The 18,530-nt window shown below is 62.1% G+C and carries 14 protein-coding genes and 1 pseudogene; 11 read left to right on the top strand and 4 right to left on the bottom strand.

Annotation, left to right across the window (positions count from 1 at the left end; all coding sequences use genetic code 11):
- The first annotated feature begins 22 nt into the window (after positions 1-22).
- From HNO86_RS07100 to HNO86_RS30220, 4 genes and pseudogenes are all read left to right on the top strand, one after another.
- Positions 23-1,429 (top strand): FAD-binding oxidoreductase, encoded by a 1,407-nt coding sequence (locus HNO86_RS07100; protein WP_175376300.1) that lies wholly within the window; start codon positions 23-25, stop codon positions 1,427-1,429.
- A 26-nt stretch (positions 1,430-1,455) separates the two neighbouring features.
- A complete protein-coding gene (locus HNO86_RS07105; RefSeq protein ID WP_175376301.1) occupies positions 1,456-1,797 on the top strand; it encodes a cupin domain-containing protein in 342 nt (113 codons plus the stop codon).
- A gap of 56 nt (positions 1,798-1,853) precedes the next feature.
- Entirely contained in the window at positions 1,854-2,939 is a 1,086-nt protein-coding gene (locus HNO86_RS07110) for a polyamine ABC transporter substrate-binding protein (protein ID WP_175376302.1), read from the top strand.
- Positions 2,940-2,976: 37 nt separating this feature from the next.
- A pseudogene (locus HNO86_RS30220) lies at positions 2,977-3,105 on the top strand (transposase); the annotation flags it as partial.
- 141 nt (positions 3,106-3,246) lie between these two features.
- Here the strand turns inward: HNO86_RS30220 and HNO86_RS07115 are convergent.
- The gene (locus tag HNO86_RS07115; RefSeq protein WP_175376303.1) at positions 3,247-3,471 is read right to left on the bottom strand and encodes a YgdI/YgdR family lipoprotein; all 225 of its coding nucleotides are present in this window, start codon (positions 3,469-3,471) and stop codon (positions 3,247-3,249) included.
- Between the two features lie 192 nt (positions 3,472-3,663).
- Here HNO86_RS07115 and HNO86_RS07120 point away from each other — a divergent pair, with 192 nt between their 5' ends.
- The 3 genes from HNO86_RS07120 (at position 3,664) to HNO86_RS07130 (ending at position 9,592) form a co-directional block, all read left to right on the top strand.
- A complete protein-coding gene (locus tag HNO86_RS07120; RefSeq protein WP_175376304.1) occupies positions 3,664-5,331 on the top strand; it encodes a VRR-NUC domain-containing protein in 1,668 nt (555 codons plus the stop codon).
- A complete protein-coding gene (locus tag HNO86_RS07125) occupies positions 5,328-7,604 on the top strand; it encodes an ATP-dependent DNA helicase (RefSeq protein WP_175376305.1) in 2,277 nt (758 codons plus the stop codon). Before HNO86_RS07120 ends, HNO86_RS07125 begins: the two co-directional genes overlap by 4 nt.
- 65 nt (positions 7,605-7,669) lie before the next feature.
- Complete coding sequence (locus HNO86_RS07130) at positions 7,670-9,592, top strand: PAS domain-containing sensor histidine kinase (RefSeq protein WP_175376306.1); 1,923 nt, start codon at positions 7,670-7,672, stop codon at positions 9,590-9,592.
- On the opposite strand, the gene HNO86_RS07135 is transcribed toward HNO86_RS07130, so the two are convergent.
- The 3 genes from HNO86_RS07135 to HNO86_RS07145 all read right to left on the bottom strand — a co-directional run bounded on the left by HNO86_RS07135 (position 9,570) and on the right by HNO86_RS07145 (position 12,550).
- Positions 9,570-10,934, bottom strand: coding sequence for a sodium:proton antiporter (locus HNO86_RS07135; protein WP_175376307.1), 1,365 nt, complete (start codon positions 10,932-10,934; stop codon positions 9,570-9,572). The genes HNO86_RS07130 and HNO86_RS07135 overlap by 23 nt on opposite strands.
- A 12-nt stretch (positions 10,935-10,946) precedes the next feature.
- A complete protein-coding gene (locus tag HNO86_RS30540) occupies positions 10,947-11,213 on the bottom strand; it encodes a YIP1 family protein (RefSeq protein ID WP_372242514.1) in 267 nt (88 codons plus the stop codon).
- Positions 11,214-11,404: 191 nt separating this feature from the next.
- Complete coding sequence (locus HNO86_RS07145) at positions 11,405-12,550, bottom strand: MalY/PatB family protein (protein WP_175376308.1); 1,146 nt, start codon at positions 12,548-12,550, stop codon at positions 11,405-11,407.
- Positions 12,551-12,904: 354 nt separating this feature from the next.
- On the opposite strand from HNO86_RS07145, the gene fdnG reads away from it, so the two are divergent.
- Genes fdnG through fdhE form a run of 4 tightly spaced genes read left to right on the top strand, consistent with a single transcriptional unit; the run spans position 12,905 to position 18,498 of the window.
- Complete coding sequence (gene fdnG / locus HNO86_RS07150) at positions 12,905-15,970, top strand: formate dehydrogenase-N subunit alpha (RefSeq protein WP_175376309.1); 3,066 nt, start codon at positions 12,905-12,907, stop codon at positions 15,968-15,970.
- Positions 15,971-16,906, top strand: a complete 936-nt coding sequence (gene fdxH, locus HNO86_RS07155; RefSeq protein ID WP_175376310.1) for a formate dehydrogenase subunit beta — start codon at positions 15,971-15,973, stop codon at positions 16,904-16,906. It abuts the gene before it with no gap.
- Positions 16,903-17,568, top strand: coding sequence for a formate dehydrogenase subunit gamma (locus HNO86_RS07160; RefSeq protein WP_175376311.1), 666 nt, complete (start codon positions 16,903-16,905; stop codon positions 17,566-17,568). Before fdxH ends, HNO86_RS07160 begins: the two co-directional genes overlap by 4 nt.
- Positions 17,569-17,571: 3 nt before the next feature.
- Positions 17,572-18,498 (top strand): formate dehydrogenase accessory protein FdhE, encoded by a 927-nt coding sequence (gene fdhE, locus HNO86_RS07165; RefSeq protein ID WP_175376312.1) that lies wholly within the window; start codon positions 17,572-17,574, stop codon positions 18,496-18,498.
- Positions 18,499-18,530: the final 32 nt, after the last annotated feature.

The following is an 18,530-nucleotide window of genomic DNA, read 5'->3' on the forward strand; positions in this document are numbered from 1 at the left end:
AGTTTGAGTGGCGGGATCCTGCATGACAGCGTGGCGCAAAATCAGTTTATGGATGGACCAGCTCGACGAGCCGCTACAGGCGCGTCCTTCGCTGGAGCGGGATCTGGATGTCGACGTCGCGATCATCGGCGCCGGGTATACCGGGCTTTGGACCGCGTATTACCTCAAGCGCCATGCCCCTGAGCTGAACATCGCCATCGTCGAGGCACAAACCGCCGGCTTTGGAGCTTCGGGGCGCAACGGCGGCTGGCTGATGGGCAATCTTCTGGGCGAAGACCGGTTGCTTGCGGCGTCCTCGCCCGAACAACGCCGAGTCTCCTACGATCTGCTGCACAGCATTCCCGATGAAGTGGCGATTGTCCTCGAACGCGAGGGGATCGACTGTGATTACCGCAAGGGCGGGGCGCTGTACTGCGCGGCGCGCTACCCGGAGCAGGAAGCCAGCCTGCGTCAGTATCTGGCCAAGCTGTATGCCCAAGGGCTGAACGAAAGCGATTACCGCTGGCTGAGCCCTGAGCAGCTGTCGCAGCAGATCCGTGTCGCCAAACCCTACGGTGGCATCTTCGCGCCCCATGTCGCCACCGTGCATCCGGCCAAACTGGCGCGCGGCCTGGCTCGGGCGGTGGAGCGTCTTGGCGTGACGATCTACGAGAACAGCCCGGTGACCCAATGGCAATCCGGCAGCCTGCGTACCGCCAAGGCCTCGGTGCGCAGCCGCTGGGTGGTGCCGGCGGTGGAAGGCTATTCGGTGACCTTGCCCCCGTTGGGGCGTTACCAGTTGCCGGTGCAAAGCCTGATCGTCGCCACCGAACCGCTGTCCAACGCCACCTGGGACGAGATCGGCCTGAGCCAGGGTCAAGCCTTCAGCGAAAGCAGCCGTCAGGTCACCTATGGCCAGCGCACCGCGGACAACCGGCTGATCTTCGGCGCCCGGGGCGGCTATCAGTTCGCCGGCCGGCTGCGCCATGACTTCGACCTGACCAGCAGCGAAATCGAACTGCGCCGCTACCTGTTCGGCGAGCTGTTCCCGCAGCTCAAGAACGTGCAGATCACCCACGGCTGGGGCGGCAACCTGGGTATGTCCCGGCGGTTCAAGCCGCACATGCTGTGCGACCGGGCCAGTGGCATTGCCTTGTCCGGCGGTTATGGCGGGGAGGGCGTCGGCGCCAGCGCCCTGGGCGGCCGGACCCTGGCGGATCTCATCCTTGAGCGCGATACCGAGCTGGTGCGCCAGCCCTGGGTCCTGCCGCAACGGGGGCTGGATGCGCTCAAGGCCTGGGAGCCCGAACCCTGCCGTTGGCTCGGCTACAACGCGATCATTCGCAGCTTCGTCCATGAAGACCAGACCCTGGCCAACCCGGCTACCGCGCCCTGGCGGCGCAAGCTTGCCAGCGGGGTTGCCGGGTTCATGGAAGGTTTCATGCGTTAAACGCTTTTTCACAGACAGGTATTCCCATGAGCATCACCCAATTCAAGAACACCGCGACCCTCGAGCTGGAAGAGTCCAACCCGGTCGCCGTCCCTCTGGGCACCCCCGTGGCGGTGGCCTCGACCACCAGCGTGGAGCGCGACGACGGCGTCGAAACCGGCGTCTGGGAATGCACCCCGGGGCGCTGGCGGCGGCAGATCGTCGCCCAGGAGTTCTGCCACTTCATCCAGGGCCGCTGCACCTTCACCCCGGACGGCGGCGAGCCCCTGCACATCGAAGCCGGCGACGCACTGATGTTGCCGGCCAACAGCCTCGGGATCTGGGACATCCAGGAAACCGTGCGCAAGACCTACGTTTTGATTTTCTAAACGCTGATCCCTTTGATTGCCTGCCAACAAAAACAAACCCATACAGGAATCGATTCATGCTGCGACAGACTCTGATATTTGCCCCGTTGATGCTGGCTGCCTCCATCAGCCAGGCGGCGGAAACCGTCAAGATTTATAACTGGTCGGATTACATCGCTCCGGACACCACCAAGGATTTCCAGAAAGAAACCGGCATCGGCTTCACCTACGACGTCTACGACAGCAACGAAACCCTGGATGGCAAATTGATGACCGGCAAATCCGGTTATGACGTGGTGTTTCCGTCCAACCACTTCATGGCCCGGCAGATCGAAGGCAAGGCGCTCAAGACCCTGGACAAGAGCCAGTTGCCGAACTGGAAGAATCTCAACCCGGTGCTGCTCAAGGCGTTGCAGGGCAACGATCCGGGCAACGAACACGGTTTCCCGTATCTGTGGGGCAGCACCGGCATCGGCTACAACATTGCCAAGGTCAAGGCAGTGCTGGGCGACAACGCGCCGGTGGATTCGTGGGATCTGATTTTCAAGCCGCAAAACATGGAGAAGCTGCAGAAGTGTGGGGTGGCGATTCTCGATAACGGACCGGAGTTGTTGCCGGCGGCGTTGAACTACCTGGGGTTGCCGCATCACAGCAAGAACCCGCAAGACTACAAAAAGGCCGAGGCCTTGCTGCTCAAAGTCCGGCCTTACGTCAGCTACTTCCATTCATCCAAGTACACCAGCGACCTGGCCAACGGTGATATCTGCGTGGCGGTCGGTTTCTCCGGCGACATCCTGCAAGCGGAAAACCGTGCCAAGGAAGCGAAGAACGGCATCGATATCGGTTATTCGATCCCCAAGGAAGGCGCCGCGATCTGGTTCGACATGGTCGCGATGCCAGTCGACGCCCCGGACGAAAAGGCCGGCTACGCCTTCATGAACTACCTCCTGCGCCCGGACGTCATGGCCGGCATCAGCAACTACGTGCACTACGCCAACGGCAACGAACAGGCCGACACCCTGATCGACCCGGCCATCAAGAACGACACCAAGGTCTACCCGAGCCCGGACATGATGGGCAAATTGTTTGCGCTCGAAGCGATGCCGCTTAACATCGATCGGGTTCGGACGCGGGTCTGGAACAAGATTCGGACGGGGAGCTGAAGTTACATATTTTGTCGCGATGGATGCTGTCAGGCATTACGACAGAGCGGTTCGCCGGGAGAAAGATGTCAAACATCTTGCCAGGTATGTCGTGGCTAACCCCATTCGGGCCGGGCTGGTTGAACGCGTGCATGATTACCCATTGTGGGATGCATGTTGGCTCTGACAATCGACGACTGCTGCGCAGCCTGACGCAGCCTTCGGCAGCTGCTACAGGTTCTGTGTCCGCCGCGGATCATGTAGCAGCTGGCGAAGCCTGCGTCCGAGCGCGCAGCGGTCGCAAAATCATTCAACACGGATTCCGGGTTCAATCCTCCTCACGAACCGTCGCGACTTCATCCGCCCGCACTTTGACTTTCGCGCCGGAAATGTCTTCGAACTCGTAGAAGCCATCCTTGGTCTTGGTTTTCGGCATGTCCTTGGTCAGGTATTGCGTGCCGTTTTGCAGGGTTACCACGGTGGGGGTGGAGCAGCCTGCCAGTGCCAGCAGGGCGGCAGCCGCCAAGGGTAAGCCCAACGTCTTGATGTTCATAACCACCTCTCACATTCGAAAAAACGCGGCGACCGTCGCGTTTGACAGCACCTCTATCGCGGTTGGTGCCGTGGACGAGCAGAAAGTTCGGCCTCTCAAGAAAAATGATTGATGGCGATCCGCCCATCTTTTTCCGATTGCACCGTGTGGGGTGTTGCTGGTATCTGTACGCATAACCAGTATTCGCTCGCCATGGCCCCCTTTCCCGTGACCGCAAATCCCCTCGAAGACCCGTTCTATTACCTGAACAATTTCATGCAAGTGCTTGATTGGCTTGAACAACGCTATGGCGATGTGCTGGCCGAAGAGGAGCAGCGCTTCATCTCTGACTTCAATCAACTGAATCGCGAATCCCGTGCACTGTTGGTCAGGATGGTCATGCGCAAGGGCATTCATTTCAGGGCGAGCAAGCTGCAATACGTCGAAATCGGCGACACCCTCGAAGCGGTGAAGCCACTGGTGGCGCTGGGCTGGATCGACGAACAACGGCCACTGCCAATCGAGGCGCTGTGCGAACTGTTGCTCAAAGCCGAAATCCTGCAATGTCTGGGCCACGCGATCGATCAGCCCAAAGGCAAGAAAACCGACTGGCTTCCCATCCTGAGCGAGCGCTTTCCCGAGGAGCTGAGCTTCCAGGCGTGGTGCCCGGCTCTAAACGAGCGCCTGTTCAGTTTGACCATCATGGATCTGTGCGACCGACTGCGTTTCATGTTTTTCGGCAACCTCTACCAGGACTGGTCCGAATTCGTCCTGGCGGACCTCGGTATCTTTACCTATGAAAAAGTCGAGTTCTGCGCCGATTCCCGTGGTTTTCGCAACCGCGAGGACGTGGATGCCGGCATGTTCCTGCACCTGTGCCAGCAAGCATTCATAGACGGCGAGCCAATCGATGACATCGTCGAGCGCATCGGCCGCCTGGTCCTCGGCAACCCCTGGATGCAAAGACGCCGCGACAAACTGCTGTTCCAGATGGCCCAACACTGCGAACGCATCGCCGATTTCGCGACGGCCCTGACGCTCTACCGCCAATGTGCCTACCCCGGCGCCCGGGTGCGCCTGATCCGCGTGCTGGAGCGATGCGCCGAATACGAACGGGCCCTGGACCTTGCCACCGAAGTCCAGCAATCCGCCCCAAGCGCCGCCGAACAGCAACAACTGCTGCGCATGTTGCCCAGGTTGCGCCGCAAACTCGGCGGCCCGGCGGTGAAACGCGCAGCTCAACGGCAGATGGAGCGCCTGGATCTGCTGCTGCCCAGAATCGATCCCGACCTGTCCGTGGAGTTCTACGTCCAGGCACACCTGGCAGAAGATTCGGCGCCGGTGCACTACGTGGAGAACAGCCTGATCAATTCGCTGTTCGGCCTGCTGTGCTGGCCGGCGATTTTCGCGCCGCTGCCCGGCGCGTTTTTCCACCCGTTCCAGCGCGGTCCGGTGGATCTGCTCAACGAAGACTTCCAGGAAAGGCGAGCGCAGCTGTTCCAGGCTTGCCTTGATCAACTGGACGACGGTCGATACCTGCACACCATCCGCCAGTGCTACGCGGAAAAATGGGGCGTGCAGTCACCTTTCGTGTTCTGGGGTGCACTCGACGAGACCTTGCTGGAGCAGGCCCTGGACTGCCTGCCAGCCGAGCACCTCAAACACTGGTTCAACCGCCTGTTGCTGGACATCAAGGCCAATCGCGCCGGGATGCCGGACCTGATCCAGTTCTGGCCGCAGCAGAAAACCTACCGCATGATCGAAGTCAAAGGCCCGGGCGATCGCCTGCAGGACAACCAGTTGCGCTGGCTGGAGTTCTGTCATGAACACGGCATGCCGATCGCCGTGTGCTACGTGCAGTGGGCGGAGCAGGGCGCTTGAGCTACAGCATCGCGGTGCGAGCGTTGTGCGAGTTCACTGCAAAGGTGGGCGATCTCGACCTGCGTTTCACCCCGTCACCGACGGCGCTGGAGGGCATCGTTGGCCATCGCACCGTGGCCTCCCGGCGCAGCGAGGACTATCAGAGCGAAGTCGCCCTTGAAGGCCGGTTTCAAAGCCTGACCGTCAAAGGCCGGGCCGATGGCTACGACCCGGCGCAAAACTGCCTGGAAGAAGTCAAAACCTACCGTGGCGACCTGAGCAAGCAACCGGCCAATCACCGGCAACTGCACTGGGCCCAGGCGAAGATCTACGGCTGGCTGATGTGCTGCAAGCTTGAGCTTGAGCAGATCAACCTGGCACTGGTGTACTTCGACATCGTCAGCGAAAAGGAAACCTGCCTGGTCGAAAGCTTCAGCGCCACACAGTTGCAGGCGTTCTTCGAAACGCATTGCACCCGGTTTCTGCACTGGGCCGAACAGGAAATGACCCATCGCCAGGCGCGTAACCTCGGGGCGCAGCAGCTGACATTCCCCCACAGCGGTTTTCGCCCGGGGCAGCGGCATCTGGCCGAGTCGGTGTTCAAGGCGGTCAGTACTGGCCGTTGCCTGATGGCCCAGGCGCCGACCGGGATCGGCAAGACCCTGGGCACGTTGTTCCCGATGCTCAAGGCCCTGGCGCCGCAGCAACTGGACAAGGTGTTCTTCCTCACGGCGAAAACCCCCGGACGCAAACTGGCGCTGGATGCGGCGCAGGTCATCCTCGACAGCGCCAACGCGCCGCCTCTGCGGGTGCTGGAGATGATTGCCCGAGACAAGGCCTGCGAACACCCCGACAAAGCCTGCCACGGCGAGTCCTGCCCCTTGGCGCAGGGCTTTTACGACCGTTTGCCGGCCGCACGACAAGCCGCCAGCGAACTGAAACTGCTGGACCGGAACGCCTTGCGCCAGGTCGCCCTGGACCACACCGTATGCCCGTATTACCTGAGCCAGGAAATGGCCCGCTGGGCCGACGTGGTGGTTGCCGATTACAACTATTACTTCGACTTCAGCGCCTTGCTGTTCGGGCTGGCCCAGGCCAATCAATGGAAGGTCGCGGTACTGGCGGATGAGGCCCACAACCTGGTGGAGCGCGGCCGGCAGATGTACAGCGCCAGCCTCGACCAGTTCACACTCGACACCGTACGCAAAACCGCGCCTGAACCCCTGAAAAAGTCCTTCCAGCGGGTCAATCGCGAATGGAACGCCCTGCATGACCCGCAGCCGATGGCCTATCAGGCCTACGACAAGGCGCCGGAGAAACTGCTGCAGGCGCTGTCTTCCTGCACCGGCAGCATCGGCGAATACCTGAACGACCACCCGCAAGGGCTGGACAGCGCATTGCAGAGCTTTTACTTCGACATGTTGCAGTTCTGCCGGGTAGCCGAGCTGTTCGATGAGCAATTCCTGTTCGACATCACCAAGCGCGACCTCGACCGCAAGAAACCGCTGTCGAACCTGTGCCTGCGCAACGTGGTGCCTGCCGGGTTCATCGGGCCGCGCCTGACGGCGGCGCGCAGCACCGTGCTGTTCTCCGCGACCCTGAGCCCGCGCCGCTATTACGCCGATCTGCTGGGTACGCCCGCCAACACGGTGTGCATCGACGTCGAATCGCCGTTTCATGCCGATCAGCTTCAGGTGCACATCGCCAGCCAGATCTCGACCCGGTTCACCCATCGGCAGGCGTCCCTTGCGCCTATCGTCGAATTGATCGCCCGGCAGTACCAAACCCGCCCCGGCAACTACCTGGCGTTCTTCAGCAGCTTCGATTACTTGCAGCAGGTCTCGCAGCTGCTGGCCGAACGGCACCCGCAGATCAAAACGTGGTCCCAATCCCGAGGCATGGCTGAAGCGCAGCGCCAGCAGTTTCTCGATCAGTTCAGCGAGGACGGCGAGGGCATTGGTTTTGCGGTGCTGGGTGGGGCGTTCGGTGAAGGCATCGACCTGCCCGGCGCGCGGCTGATCGGCGCCTTTATCGCGACCCTGGGGCTGGCGCAGCTGAACCCGGTCAATGAGCAGATGAAGCAGCGCATGGCGGCGATTTTCGGCGCCGGCTACGACTACACCTACCTGTACCCCGGCCTGCAAAAAGTGGTGCAGGCGGCCGGCCGGGTGATCCGCACTCAGCAAGACAAAGGCGTGGTGATGCTGATCGATGACCGGTTTGCCGAGTCACGGGTTCGGCAGTTGCTGCCGAGTTGGTGGTCCATTGGCGATGCTCCGGTATCGGGCGCCTAAAATCAGGCTGTCCAAATCAGCGGTTTGTCGCATACTTCCAAGAAACATTCTGACGCGAGTACTCAATGAGCGAGGATCGAAGCAAAGGGATCGCAAGCGAGGACATGCGCTTTCGGCTATTGGTCGATGCGGTTGTCGACTATGCGATCTACATGATCGATCCCGACGGTATCATCATCAGCTGGAACGCTGGCGCCAGGCGTTTCAAGGGTTATGAAGAAGCCGAGATCCTCGGCCAGCATTTCTCGCGTTTCTACACCGACGCCGACCGACGGGCCGGCTTGCCACAACGGGCGCTGGACACGGCGCTGCGCGAAGGGCGCTTCGAAGGCGAAGGCTGGCGGGTGCGCAAGGACGGCACGCATTTCTGGTCCAGCGTGGTGATCGATCCGATACGTGATCCGTCGGGTACGCTGCTGGGCTATGCCAAGATCACCCGTGACCTGACCGACCGCAAGATGGCCGAGGAAACCCTCAAGCAAAGCGAGCAGCAGTTCCGCCTGCTGGTGCAGAGCGTCACCGATTACGCCATCTACATGCTCACCCCGGACGGCTACGTGTCCAACTGGAACCCGGGCGCCCAGCGCATCAAGGGCTACCGGCCCGAAGAGGTCATCGGCCAGCACTTTTCCATGTTCTACACCGCCGAGGACCGTGAGGCCAACGAGCCGTATCGGACCCTGGACATTGCCAGGCGTGAAGGGCGTTTCGAAAATCGCGGCTGGCGCCAACGTAAGGACGGCACGCGGTTCCTTGCCCATGTGGTGGTCGACCCGATCTGGGGCGATACCGGCACCTTGCTGGGTTTCGCCAAGATCACCCGTGATGTCACCGAGGCCGCCCAGGCCCAGCAGACCCTTGAGAAAACCCGCGAAGCCCTGTTCCAGGCGCAGAAGATGCAGGCCATCGGTCAGCTCAGCGGCGGCATTGCCCATGACTTCAACAATTTGCTGACGGTGATCCTCGGCAACCTGGAAATCGTCCGCAAGCGCGTGGGCGACGATCCACGCCTGACCCGTCTGCTCGACAACGCCACCCAGGGCGCCCAGCGCGGCGTGTCCCTGACCCAGCGCATGCTGGCCTTTGCCCGCCGTCAGGAACTCAAGGCCGAAGCGGTTGAAATCCCGGCGCTCGTGCAAGGCATCACCGGCCTGCTGCGCAGTTCACTCGGGCCTTCGATCAGAATTGAAATGCACTTTCTGCCGCAACCGGAGCCGGTGCTGGCGGACGTCAACCAGCTGGAGCTGGCGGTGCTCAACCTCGCGACCAATGCCCGGGACGCCATGCCCAACGGCGGCAAGATCGTGATGGGCACGCGCACCGAAGTCATTCTCGATCAACCCCATTCGACCCTGGCACCGGGGCGATACGTGTGCCTGAGCATCACCGACACCGGCGAAGGCATGGATGAAGTGACGCTCGCCTCGGCGATGGATCCGTTCTTCACCACCAAGGGCGTGGGCAAGGGCACCGGGCTTGGGTTGTCGATGGTGCATGGCTTTATCGAGCAGATGGGCGGGCGCTTCGTGCTCAAGAGCGAAAAGGGCCAGGGCACCACGGCGGAATTGTGGCTGCCGGTCGCTCAGGCGGGGTCGCTGGCCGAGGCCGCGGATAGCGCGCCTGCCGCCCCCGAGGTGCCACGGTTGAATGTGCTGGTGGTGGATGACGACAGCCTGGTGCTGACCAGTACCTGTCTGCTCCTGGAGGACCTGGGGCATCGGGTCAGCTTCGCCGATTCCGGTGCACAGGCGCTGCGCCTGCTGGAGAGTGAGCAGCACTTCGATCTGGTCATCACCGACATGGCCATGCCGCAGATGAATGGCGCACAACTGGCCCAGGCGATCAGGATCCTGATGCCCGACTTGCCCATCATCCTCGCCACCGGTTTTGCCGAAAGCATCGATGGCTTCGCCGCCGGTCTGCCGCGTTTGTCCAAACCCTTCACTCAAAACAGTCTGGTGGAGATCATCGCCGCGGCGCTGAGGTGAGTCGGCGCTCGCGCTGCTCGTAGCGTGCAAGCATCGGCTGGGTGCTGATGCCGTGCAGCAGAATGCTCAGTGCCACCACCGACAGGGTCAGATCGGTGCACAGGCTGGCGACCGCAGCTGGCAGGTCGTGATTCAGGGCATAGAACAGGTAGTAAAAGCTGCCGATGCCGCGAATCCCGAACCAGCCAATCAGCAGCCGTTGCCGGGTGTTGAGCAGGCTGCCCCAGGGCACCAATCCGACGCTCAAGGGGCGAATCACGCAGAACAGCACCAGGGCGATCGCCAGCGCGCGCCAGTCCCAATGGCCGACCAGCACCACGCCGAGCAGGGTCACCAGAAACACCTCCATGGCCCGTTCCACCAGCCCGCCAAATGCCAGCATGTCGCCGATCATGATGCCGGCGGCCACCTGCGTGTCGTCCAGATGCTCCACGTCGCCGTGCAGCGCCTCATGGGGTTCGACATCCTGGTGGCCCACCACCGCTTTGACCAGATGCTCCGCCGGCGGCTGCAAGTGCCCGGCGGCGTTGACCTCAGCAGCCCGCAACCCCAGGCCGGCGGCGAACACCGAGAGAAAGCCGTAGCCGTGCACCGCTTCGGCGGCAACGTAGGCCAGGGCAATCAGGGCGAAGGTCAGGTAATCGTTGGGCGACAGGGTGCTGTCGGCATTGCGGATGCGCATCGACAGGGTCAGGCGGCCGATCCCGCGCCCCATGCAGTAGCCGATCAGCAGGCCGGCTGGCACTGCCCACAGCAGGCGTTTCAGGGCCCAATCATCCAGCCAGGCGGTGGACGCCCCTTCGGCTTGTTGCAGGAACAACAGACCGAGGATGACGAAGGGAAAGGCGATGCCATCGTTCAGGCCGGCTTCGCCAGAAAGACCGAAACGCACCGGGTCGTCATCCTGGGCATCGTTGACCTGCACCAGCGATGCGAGCACCGGGTCGGTGGGCGCCAGAATCGCGCCGATCAGCAAGGACGGCCCCCACGCCAGATCGAAGGCGAAATGCAGCAGCAGACAGACACCGGCAATGGTCAACACCATCACCGGGCCGGCAAGGCCGTAGGCAACGCGCCATTTGCGCTTGGTGAGCGGCAGACGCAGTTTCAGTCCGCAGACGAACAGCGAAAAAAGCACCGCGACTTCCGTCAGGTGCTCCATCCAGAACGATGCTTCATTGAGGTCCAGCCTGAGCCAGCCCAGGCCCGCCGGTCCGATGGCCATGCCAAACAGCAGGCACACGGCCGAGGTGGTCACCGGCATCCAGCGCAAATACGAAGACGTCAGCGCCAGGGCCAGCAACACGGCGCCCAGTACCGACACCCAGGCAACAAAGCTCATGGCCTCGGGTCTTCAGCCGACGACGGTGTAGGCGGCAAAGCCGATGCACTGGTTGAGGGTCGGTCTGGCGTCAAAGGTGCAGGACATCCAGCGGATGAAACCGCCGATGAATGCAACGCCGACTATGATGCTGACGTACAGCAGCACACTCAGTTGCAAGACGCTGGCGGCGCCCTTGTAGCTCTGCTCGCCGCAATCGGGATAGGGGTCCATCTTGCGCTGCGAACCGGGGACGGGCTGATGCTGTGTGGGGAAGGGTGGTTTGGGGTAGTGGGTCATCATCAATCTCCGAACTTTAGTGGTGCCTGTTCGGGGTTGACTGTGAGGGTTTGGCGGGAGTTCGGTTGGATTTAAAGACCTCACCAAACCCTGTAGGAGCTGCCGAAGGCTGCGATCTTTTGATTTTGCTTTTTGAAGATCAAGATCAAAGGATCGCAGCCTTCGGCAGCTCCTACAGGGGATTTATGGCGTTAACGGGTGAGACTACGCTCCATCCGGCTGATGCCTTCTTCGAGCAACGACCGCGGGCAGCCGAAGTTCAGGCGCACGAACTGTTTGCAGTCGTCGCCAAAATCCAGGCCCGGGCTCAGGCCGACCTTGGCCTGTTCCAGGAAGAACTGCTGCGGGTTGTCCAGCCCCAGCGCCGTGCAGTCGAGCCAGGCCAGGTAGGTGCTTTGCGGCACGTTCATGGTGATGCCCGGCAGGCGGGTGCGCACGGCGTCGACCAGGTAATCGCGGTTGCCTTGCAGGTAGGCGCTCAACTCGGCCAGCCAGGGACCGGCTTCGCTGTAGGCCACGCGGGTCGCTTCCAGGCCCAGCGGGTTGACGCTGTCGACCATGCCGCAACGGGCGTGGTTGACCTTCTCGCGCAGGTGACGGTCTTGAATGATCATGAACGAGGTTTTCAGGCCGGCGATGTTGTAGGCCTTGCTCGCCGACATCAGGGTGATGGTGCGCTGGGCGATCTGCGGGCTCAGGGTGGCGATCGGAATGTGCTTGCGACCGTCGTAGCACAGCTCGGCATGGATCTCGTCGGAGATGATCCAGGCGTCGTGCTCCAGACAGATATCGGCGATGGCTTGCAGTTCCTCCCGAGGGAAGGCCTTGCCCAGCGGGTTGTGCGGGTTGCTCAGCAGCAACGCGCCGCCACCTTGCAGCGACTGGCTCAGGGTATCGAGCGGGGTGCGGTAGGTGCCGTCGGCTTGCGCCTCGAAACCCAGCTCGACCTTGTTCAGGCCCCAGTGCCCCGGCGCGTGGCGCAGTGGCGGGTAGTTGGGAACCTGCACCACGACGTTCTGCTGCGGCTGGACCAGCGCCTTGAGCGCCATGTTGAAACCCGACTCGACGCCCGGCAGGAAGATCAGTTCCTGGGGCTCGATGCGCCAGGCGTACTTGTTCCACAGATCCGCGACGATGGCTTCACGCAGGCTGTCCGGGGCCACGCTGTAGCCGACCATCGGGTGTTCCAGACGCTTTTGCAGGGCCTGGATGATGACCGGCGGCGCGGCGAAATCCATGTCGGCAACCCACATCGGCAACACATCGGCCGGGTAGCGGCTCCATTTGGTGCTACCGGTGTTGTGGCGGTCGAACACCTGATCGAAATCGAAAGTCATGCGGGGTCTCGTGAAGGCGGGATTGGATATGGCGCCATCATAATCGCCTGGCGGGTTGTTCGCGATATCAATGCCCAATTCACCGCAAATCCCCTGTGGGAGCGGGCTTGCTCGCGAGGACGTAGTGTCAGTCGACATCGATGTTGCCTGATGCACCGCTTTCGCGAGCAAGCCCGCTCCCACAGGGGTTCCGTGTCCACAGGGGATGCGCCGACAAAGGGCCGACGGTCGGTTTTCATCCCGGTTTCGACAGGCTTGACTATCGTTCAAGTGTCGGCAGCGCGTCTGCCGCGCCCGTGATTGTCCAGAAAAATCCGGCAAAGCACCGGATCTCCACCTGATCAGGAGTGCACGATGGACCTCAGCCGTCGTCAGTTCTTCAAGGTCGCAGGTATCGGCCTTGCAGGCTCGAGCCTTGGCGCGTTGGGCATGGCCCCCACGGCTGCCTTCGCCGAGCAGGTGCGCCATTTCAAGCTCGCCCATACCCATGAAACCCGCAACACCTGCCCGTATTGCTCGGTCGGTTGCGGGTTGATCATGTACAGCCAGGGCGATGCGGCGAAAAATGTCGCGCAAAGCATCATTCACATCGAAGGTGACGCCGACCACCCGGTCAACCGCGGCACCCTTTGCCCCAAAGGCGCAGGCCTGCTGGACTTCATTCACAGTCCGGGCCGGCTGCAATACCCGCAGGTGCGAAAACCCGGCAGCAACGAGTGGACGCGCATCGGCTGGGATGAAGCGCTGGATCGCGTTGCCGACCTGATGAAGGCCGACCGCGACGCCAACTTCATCGAGAAGAATGCCCAGGGCCAGACGGTCAACCGCTGGCTGACCACGGGGTTCCTCGCGGCATCGGCGGCGTCCAACGAAGCGGGTTACATCACCCACAAGGTCATTCGCAGTCTCGGCATGCTGGGGTTCGATAACCAGGCGCGTGTCTGACACGGCCCGACGGTGGCAAGTCTTGCCCCGACGTACGGCCGTGGTGCCATGACCAATACCTGGACCGATATCGCCAATGCGAATCTGGTTCTGGTGATGGGTGGCAACTCAGCGGAAGCGCACCCTTGCGGTTTCAAATGGGTGACCGAAGCCAAGGCGCACAACAAGGCGCGGCTGATCGTGGTCGATCCGCGTTTCACCCGGACCGCCTCGGTGGCCGACTATTACGCGCCGATCCGCACCGGTACCGACATCGCCTTCATGGGCGGGTTGATCAACTACCTGCTGACCGAGGACAAGATCCAGCACGATTACGTGCGCAACTACACTGACGTGTCGTTCATCGTCAAAGCCGGCTATGGCTTCGAGGATGGCATCTTCAGCGGGTATGACGCGGCCAAGCGCGCCTACACCGACAAGTCTGGCTGGGGTTACGAGCTGGGCGAGGACGGCTTCGCCAAAGTCGACCCGACCCTGCAGGATCCGCGCTGCGTGTTCCAGTTGATGAAGCAGCATTACAGCCGCTACACCATGGAACTGGCGAGCCAGATCTGCGGCATGCCGGTCGACGCAATGAAGAAAATCTGGGAAGAGATCGCCACCTGCTCGCAACCGGGCAAGACCATGACGATCCTCTATGCCCTGGGCTGGACCCAGCACTCGATCGGCTCACAGATCATCCGCAGCGCGGCCATGGTGCAGTTGCTGCTGGGCAACGTCGGCATGCCCGGCGGTGGCGTGAACGCCTTGCGCGGACACTCCAACATCCAGGGGCTGACTGACCTGGGCCTGTTGTCCAACTCGTTGCCGGGTTACCTGACCCTGCCGCTGGACGCCGAGCAGGATTACAAGGCCTACATCGTCAAGCGCACCCAGGTGCCGCTGCGTCCGGGGCAGCTGTCCTACTGGCAGAACTACGGCAAGTTCCACGTCAGCCTGATGAAAGCCTGGTACGGCGCCAACGCCACGGCCGAGAACAACTGGGCTTACGACTACCTGCCCAAGCTCGACATCCCCAACTACGACATCCTCAAGGTCTTCGACCTGATGGGCCAGGGCAAGGTCAACGGTTACATGTGCCAGGGCTTCAACCCCATCGCCGCGCTGCCCGACAAGAACCGGGTGATGGCGGCGCTGGCCAAGCTGAAGTGGCTGGTGGTGATGGACCCGCTGGCCACGGAAACCTCGGAGTTCTGGCAGAAGGTCGGGCCGTACAACGATGTGAACACCGCCAATATTCAAACCGAAGTGATTCGCCTGCCCACCACCTGCTTTGCCGAGGAAGACGGCTCGCTGGTCAATAGCAGCCGCTGGCTGCAATGGCACTGGAAAGGCGCCGATGGTCCTGGCGAAGCCCGCACCGACGTGCAGATCATGACGCAACTGTTCCTGCGCCTGCGCCAGCGTTATCAGGCCAACGGGGGCAAATTCCCCGATCCGCTGCTCAAACTGTCGTGGCCGTACAAGATCCCCGAAGAGCCTTCGCCCGAAGAGATCGCCAAGGAGATCAACGGCTACGCCACCACCGACTTCACCGATGCCACGGGTGCGGCAATCAAGGGCAATTCGCAACTGGCCGCCTTCAGCCAGCTCAAGGACGACGGCAGCACAGCATCCGGCTGCTGGATTTTCTGCGGCAGCTGGACCGAAACCGGCAACCAGATGGCCCGCCGGGACAACAATGACCCGTACGGCATGCACCAGCATCAAGGTTGGGCCTGGGCCTGGCCGGCCAACCGGCGGATTCTCTACAACCGCGCCTCGGCCGACCCGCAGGGCAAGCCCTGGGACGAGAAAAAACGCCTGGTGTGGTGGAACGGCAAGGCCTGGGGCGGCACCGACGTGCCGGACTACAAGGCCGACGTGGCGCCGGAAGCGGGGATGAACCCGTTCATCATGAACCCCGAGGGGGTGGCGCGGTTCTTTGCCGTCGACAAGATGAACGAGGGGCCATTCCCCGAGCACTATGAACCGTTCGAGACGCCGATCGGCATCAACCCGCTGCATCCGCAGAACAAGAAAGCCACCAGCAACCCGGCGGCGCGGATCTTCGAGTCGGTGTGGGATTCCCTCGGTGTGGCCAAGGACTATCCGTACGCGGCCACCAGCTATCGGCTGACCGAGCATTTCCACTTCTGGAGCAAGCATTGCCGGCTCAACGCGATTGCCCAGCCCGAGCAGTTCGTCGAAATCGGCGAGGTGCTGGCCAAGGAAAAAGGCATCGTCGCCGGAGACCGGGTGCGGGTCAGCAGCAAGCGCGGCTTCATCGAAGCGGTGGCGGTGGTGACCAAGCGGATCCGGCCGTTGCAAGTCAACAACCAGGTGGTGCACCAGATCGGCATCCCGCTGCACTGGGGCTTCACCGGCCTGACGCGTCACGGTTACCTGACCAACACCCTGGTGCCGTTCCTCGGCGATGGCAACACCCAGACCCCGGAATCCAAGTCATTCCTGGTCAACGTGGAGAAAATCTGAATGGCCAGCCAAGACATCATTGCCCGCTCGGCCACCACCACCGTGCCGTCTTCGGTGCGCAATCTGGAGGAAGTGGCGAAGCTGATCGACACCACCAAATGCATTGGCTGCAAGGCCTGTCAGGTGGCCTGTTCGGAATGGAACGAACTGCGCGACGAGGTGGGGCACAACCACGGCACCTACGACAATCCGCAGGACCTGACGGCGCAAACCTGGACGTTGATGCGCTTCACCGAGCACGAAACCGACGCCGGCAACCTGGAATGGCTGATCCGCAAGGACGGCTGCATGCACTGCGCCGAACCCGGTTGCCTGGCCGCGTGCCCCAGCCCCGGGGCGATCATCAAGCACGCCAACGGCATCGTCGATTTCAATCAGGACCATTGCATCGGTTGCGGCTACTGCATCACCGGTTGCCCATTCAACATCCCGCGCATTTCGCAGAAGGACCACAAGGCCTACAAATGCACGCTGTGTTCGGACCGGGTGGCCGTGGGGCTGGAGCCGGCCTGTGTGAAAACCTGCCCGACCGGCGCCATCGTGTTCGGCTCCAAGGAAGACATGAAGGAACACGCCGCCGAGCGCATCGTCGACCTCAAGAGCCGCGGTTTCGACAACGCCGGGCTGTATGACCCCGCAGGCGTCGGCGGCACTCACGTGATGTACGTGCTGCACCATGCCGACACGCCGAAGCTCTACGCCGGGCTGGCAGCCGACCCGACCATCAGCCCGCTGGTGGGCCTGTGGAAAGGTGTGAGCAAACCCTTGGCGCTGCTGGCCATGGGCGCGGCGGTGCTGGCCGGGTTCTTTCACTACGTGCGGGTGGGGCCGCAGATTGTCGAGGAAGACGAACTGCCCCATGGCCCGGATCCGTCGGTGCATGAAGTCGATCCTTCGGTGCATACCTATGATCCCCAGCGGGAGAAACGGCCATGATCCGCAAAGAGATCCTTCGCTACACCGCCAACCAGCGCACCAATCACTGGCTGGTGGCGATTCTGTTCTTCATGGCCGGGCTGTCGGGGCTGGCGCTGTTTCATCCGGCGCTGTTCTGGCTGAGCAACCTGTTCGGCGGTGGGCCCTGGACGCGCATCCTGCATCCGTTCATGGGCGTGCTGATGTTCCTGCTCTTTCTCGGCCTGGTTTTCCGTTTCTGGCGCGCCAACTACTTCATCGCCAACGATCGCCTGTGGCTCAAGCGCATCGACCGGGTGATGAAAAACGAAGAGGAAGGCGTGCCTGCCATCGGCAAATACAACCCGGGGCAGAAACTGCTGTTCTGGACTTTACTGCTGTGCATGCTGGTGTTGCTGTTCAGTGGTCTGGTGATCTGGCGGGCATATTTCAGCGCGTACTTCGGCATCACGGCGATTCGCTGGGCGATGCTGCTGCATGCGCTGGCGGGCTTCGTGCTGATCCTGAGCATCATCGTGCACATTTACGCGGGCATCTGGATCAAGGGTTCGGTGAGCGCAATGATGCACGGCTGGGTCAGTCGCGCCTGGGCCAAAAAGCACCACGAACTGTGGTATCGCGAGGTGACCGGCGACAACACCCGAGACAAGACTCCCCAGCGACCGATCACGAAAAAGGGCTGACATTTGCCAACCATTCTCGAACCCGGACAAATCGAAGCAGCGGCCGGTTCGCCGCCGTTTCTGCACCTGCCGCCGCACAACCTGTTCACCCTGCGCGCCGAGCGCCTCGACCAGCTGGCCGAAGGGCATCCGCTGGCCGATTACCTGCGCCTGCTGGCCGGGTTGTGCCGGGCGCAACAGCAGGTGATGGACAATCCGCCGTCCAGCGAACCGCTCGATCGCCAGCGCATCGAGTTGTGCCTGGAGCACGGCCTGCCGCCGTTCGCCGCCGACAGCCTGAGCCGTGAAGACGATTGGCAAGCGTTTCTCGATGCGCTGTTGCAGTGCTATGTCGTTCCCGACCAGCCTGCAGTGGTCGAGGCGTTGGACACGCTGCGTCAGGCCAGCACCGGACAACGCCGGGTGTGGGCGGTGGCGTTGCTCAGCGGGCAATATTCCATGGTGCCGGCGGCGCTGGTGCCGTTCCTTGGCGCGGCCCTGCAAAGCGCCTGGAGCCATTGGCTGCTGAGCACGCCGGATCTGCATTTGACGGCGGGCGCCAGCCTCAGCCAGTGCCCGGCCTGTGGATCGCCCGCCATGGCCGGGGTGATTCGTCATCGCGGCAAACACAACGGCCTGCGTTATCTGGTCTGCTCGTTGTGTGCCTGTGAGTGGCACGTGGTGCGGGTCAAGTGCGTGTATTGCGAGCAGAGCAAGGGCCTTGAGTACTTGAGCCTTGAGGATGATCGTCACGCCGCCAACCAGGCACCGTTGCGAGCGGAAATCTGTCCGGGCTGCAACGTCTACCTCAAGCTTGTGTACCTGGAGAACGATGCCCATGCCGAAGCCCTGTCGGCGGACCTCGCCAGCCTGATGCTGGACATGCGCCTGGCCCAGGACGGTTATCAGCGGCTGGCGCCCAATCTGTTGCTGGCGCCGGGAGACGAATGAGCACAGGGTCTACACTCTGGCGCGACGGTCAT

The organism is Pseudomonas sp. C1C7 (assembly GCF_013359595.1).
In the GTDB taxonomy this organism is placed as follows: Bacteria; Pseudomonadota; Gammaproteobacteria; order Pseudomonadales; family Pseudomonadaceae; genus Aquipseudomonas.

What these genes read in the sequence shown, in the direction of transcription:
- HNO86_RS07160 (WP_175376311.1), top strand. Translation starts at nt 16,903, where the DNA reads ATGATCCGCAAAGAGATCCTTCGCTACACCGCCAACCAGCGCACCAAT.
- HNO86_RS07105 (WP_175376301.1), top strand. Translation starts at nt 1,456, where the DNA reads ATGAGCATCACCCAATTCAAGAACACCGCGACCCTCGAGCTGGAAGAG.
- HNO86_RS07110 (WP_175376302.1), top strand. Translation starts at nt 1,854, where the DNA reads ATGCTGCGACAGACTCTGATATTTGCCCCGTTGATGCTGGCTGCCTCC.
- HNO86_RS07145 (WP_175376308.1), bottom strand. Translation starts at nt 12,550, where the DNA reads ATGACTTTCGATTTCGATCAGGTGTTCGACCGCCACAACACCGGTAGC.
- HNO86_RS07100 (WP_175376300.1), top strand. Translation starts at nt 23, where the DNA reads ATGACAGCGTGGCGCAAAATCAGTTTATGGATGGACCAGCTCGACGAG.
- HNO86_RS07130 (WP_175376306.1), top strand. Translation starts at nt 7,670, where the DNA reads ATGAGCGAGGATCGAAGCAAAGGGATCGCAAGCGAGGACATGCGCTTT.
- fdxH (WP_175376310.1), top strand. Translation starts at nt 15,971, where the DNA reads ATGGCCAGCCAAGACATCATTGCCCGCTCGGCCACCACCACCGTGCCG.
- HNO86_RS30540 (WP_372242514.1), bottom strand. Translation starts at nt 11,213, where the DNA reads ATGACCCACTACCCCAAACCACCCTTCCCCACACAGCATCAGCCCGTC.
- HNO86_RS07115 (WP_175376303.1), bottom strand. Translation starts at nt 3,471, where the DNA reads ATGAACATCAAGACGTTGGGCTTACCCTTGGCGGCTGCCGCCCTGCTG.
- HNO86_RS07120 (WP_175376304.1), top strand. Translation starts at nt 3,664, where the DNA reads ATGGCCCCCTTTCCCGTGACCGCAAATCCCCTCGAAGACCCGTTCTAT.
- HNO86_RS07135 (WP_175376307.1), bottom strand. Translation starts at nt 10,934, where the DNA reads ATGAGCTTTGTTGCCTGGGTGTCGGTACTGGGCGCCGTGTTGCTGGCC.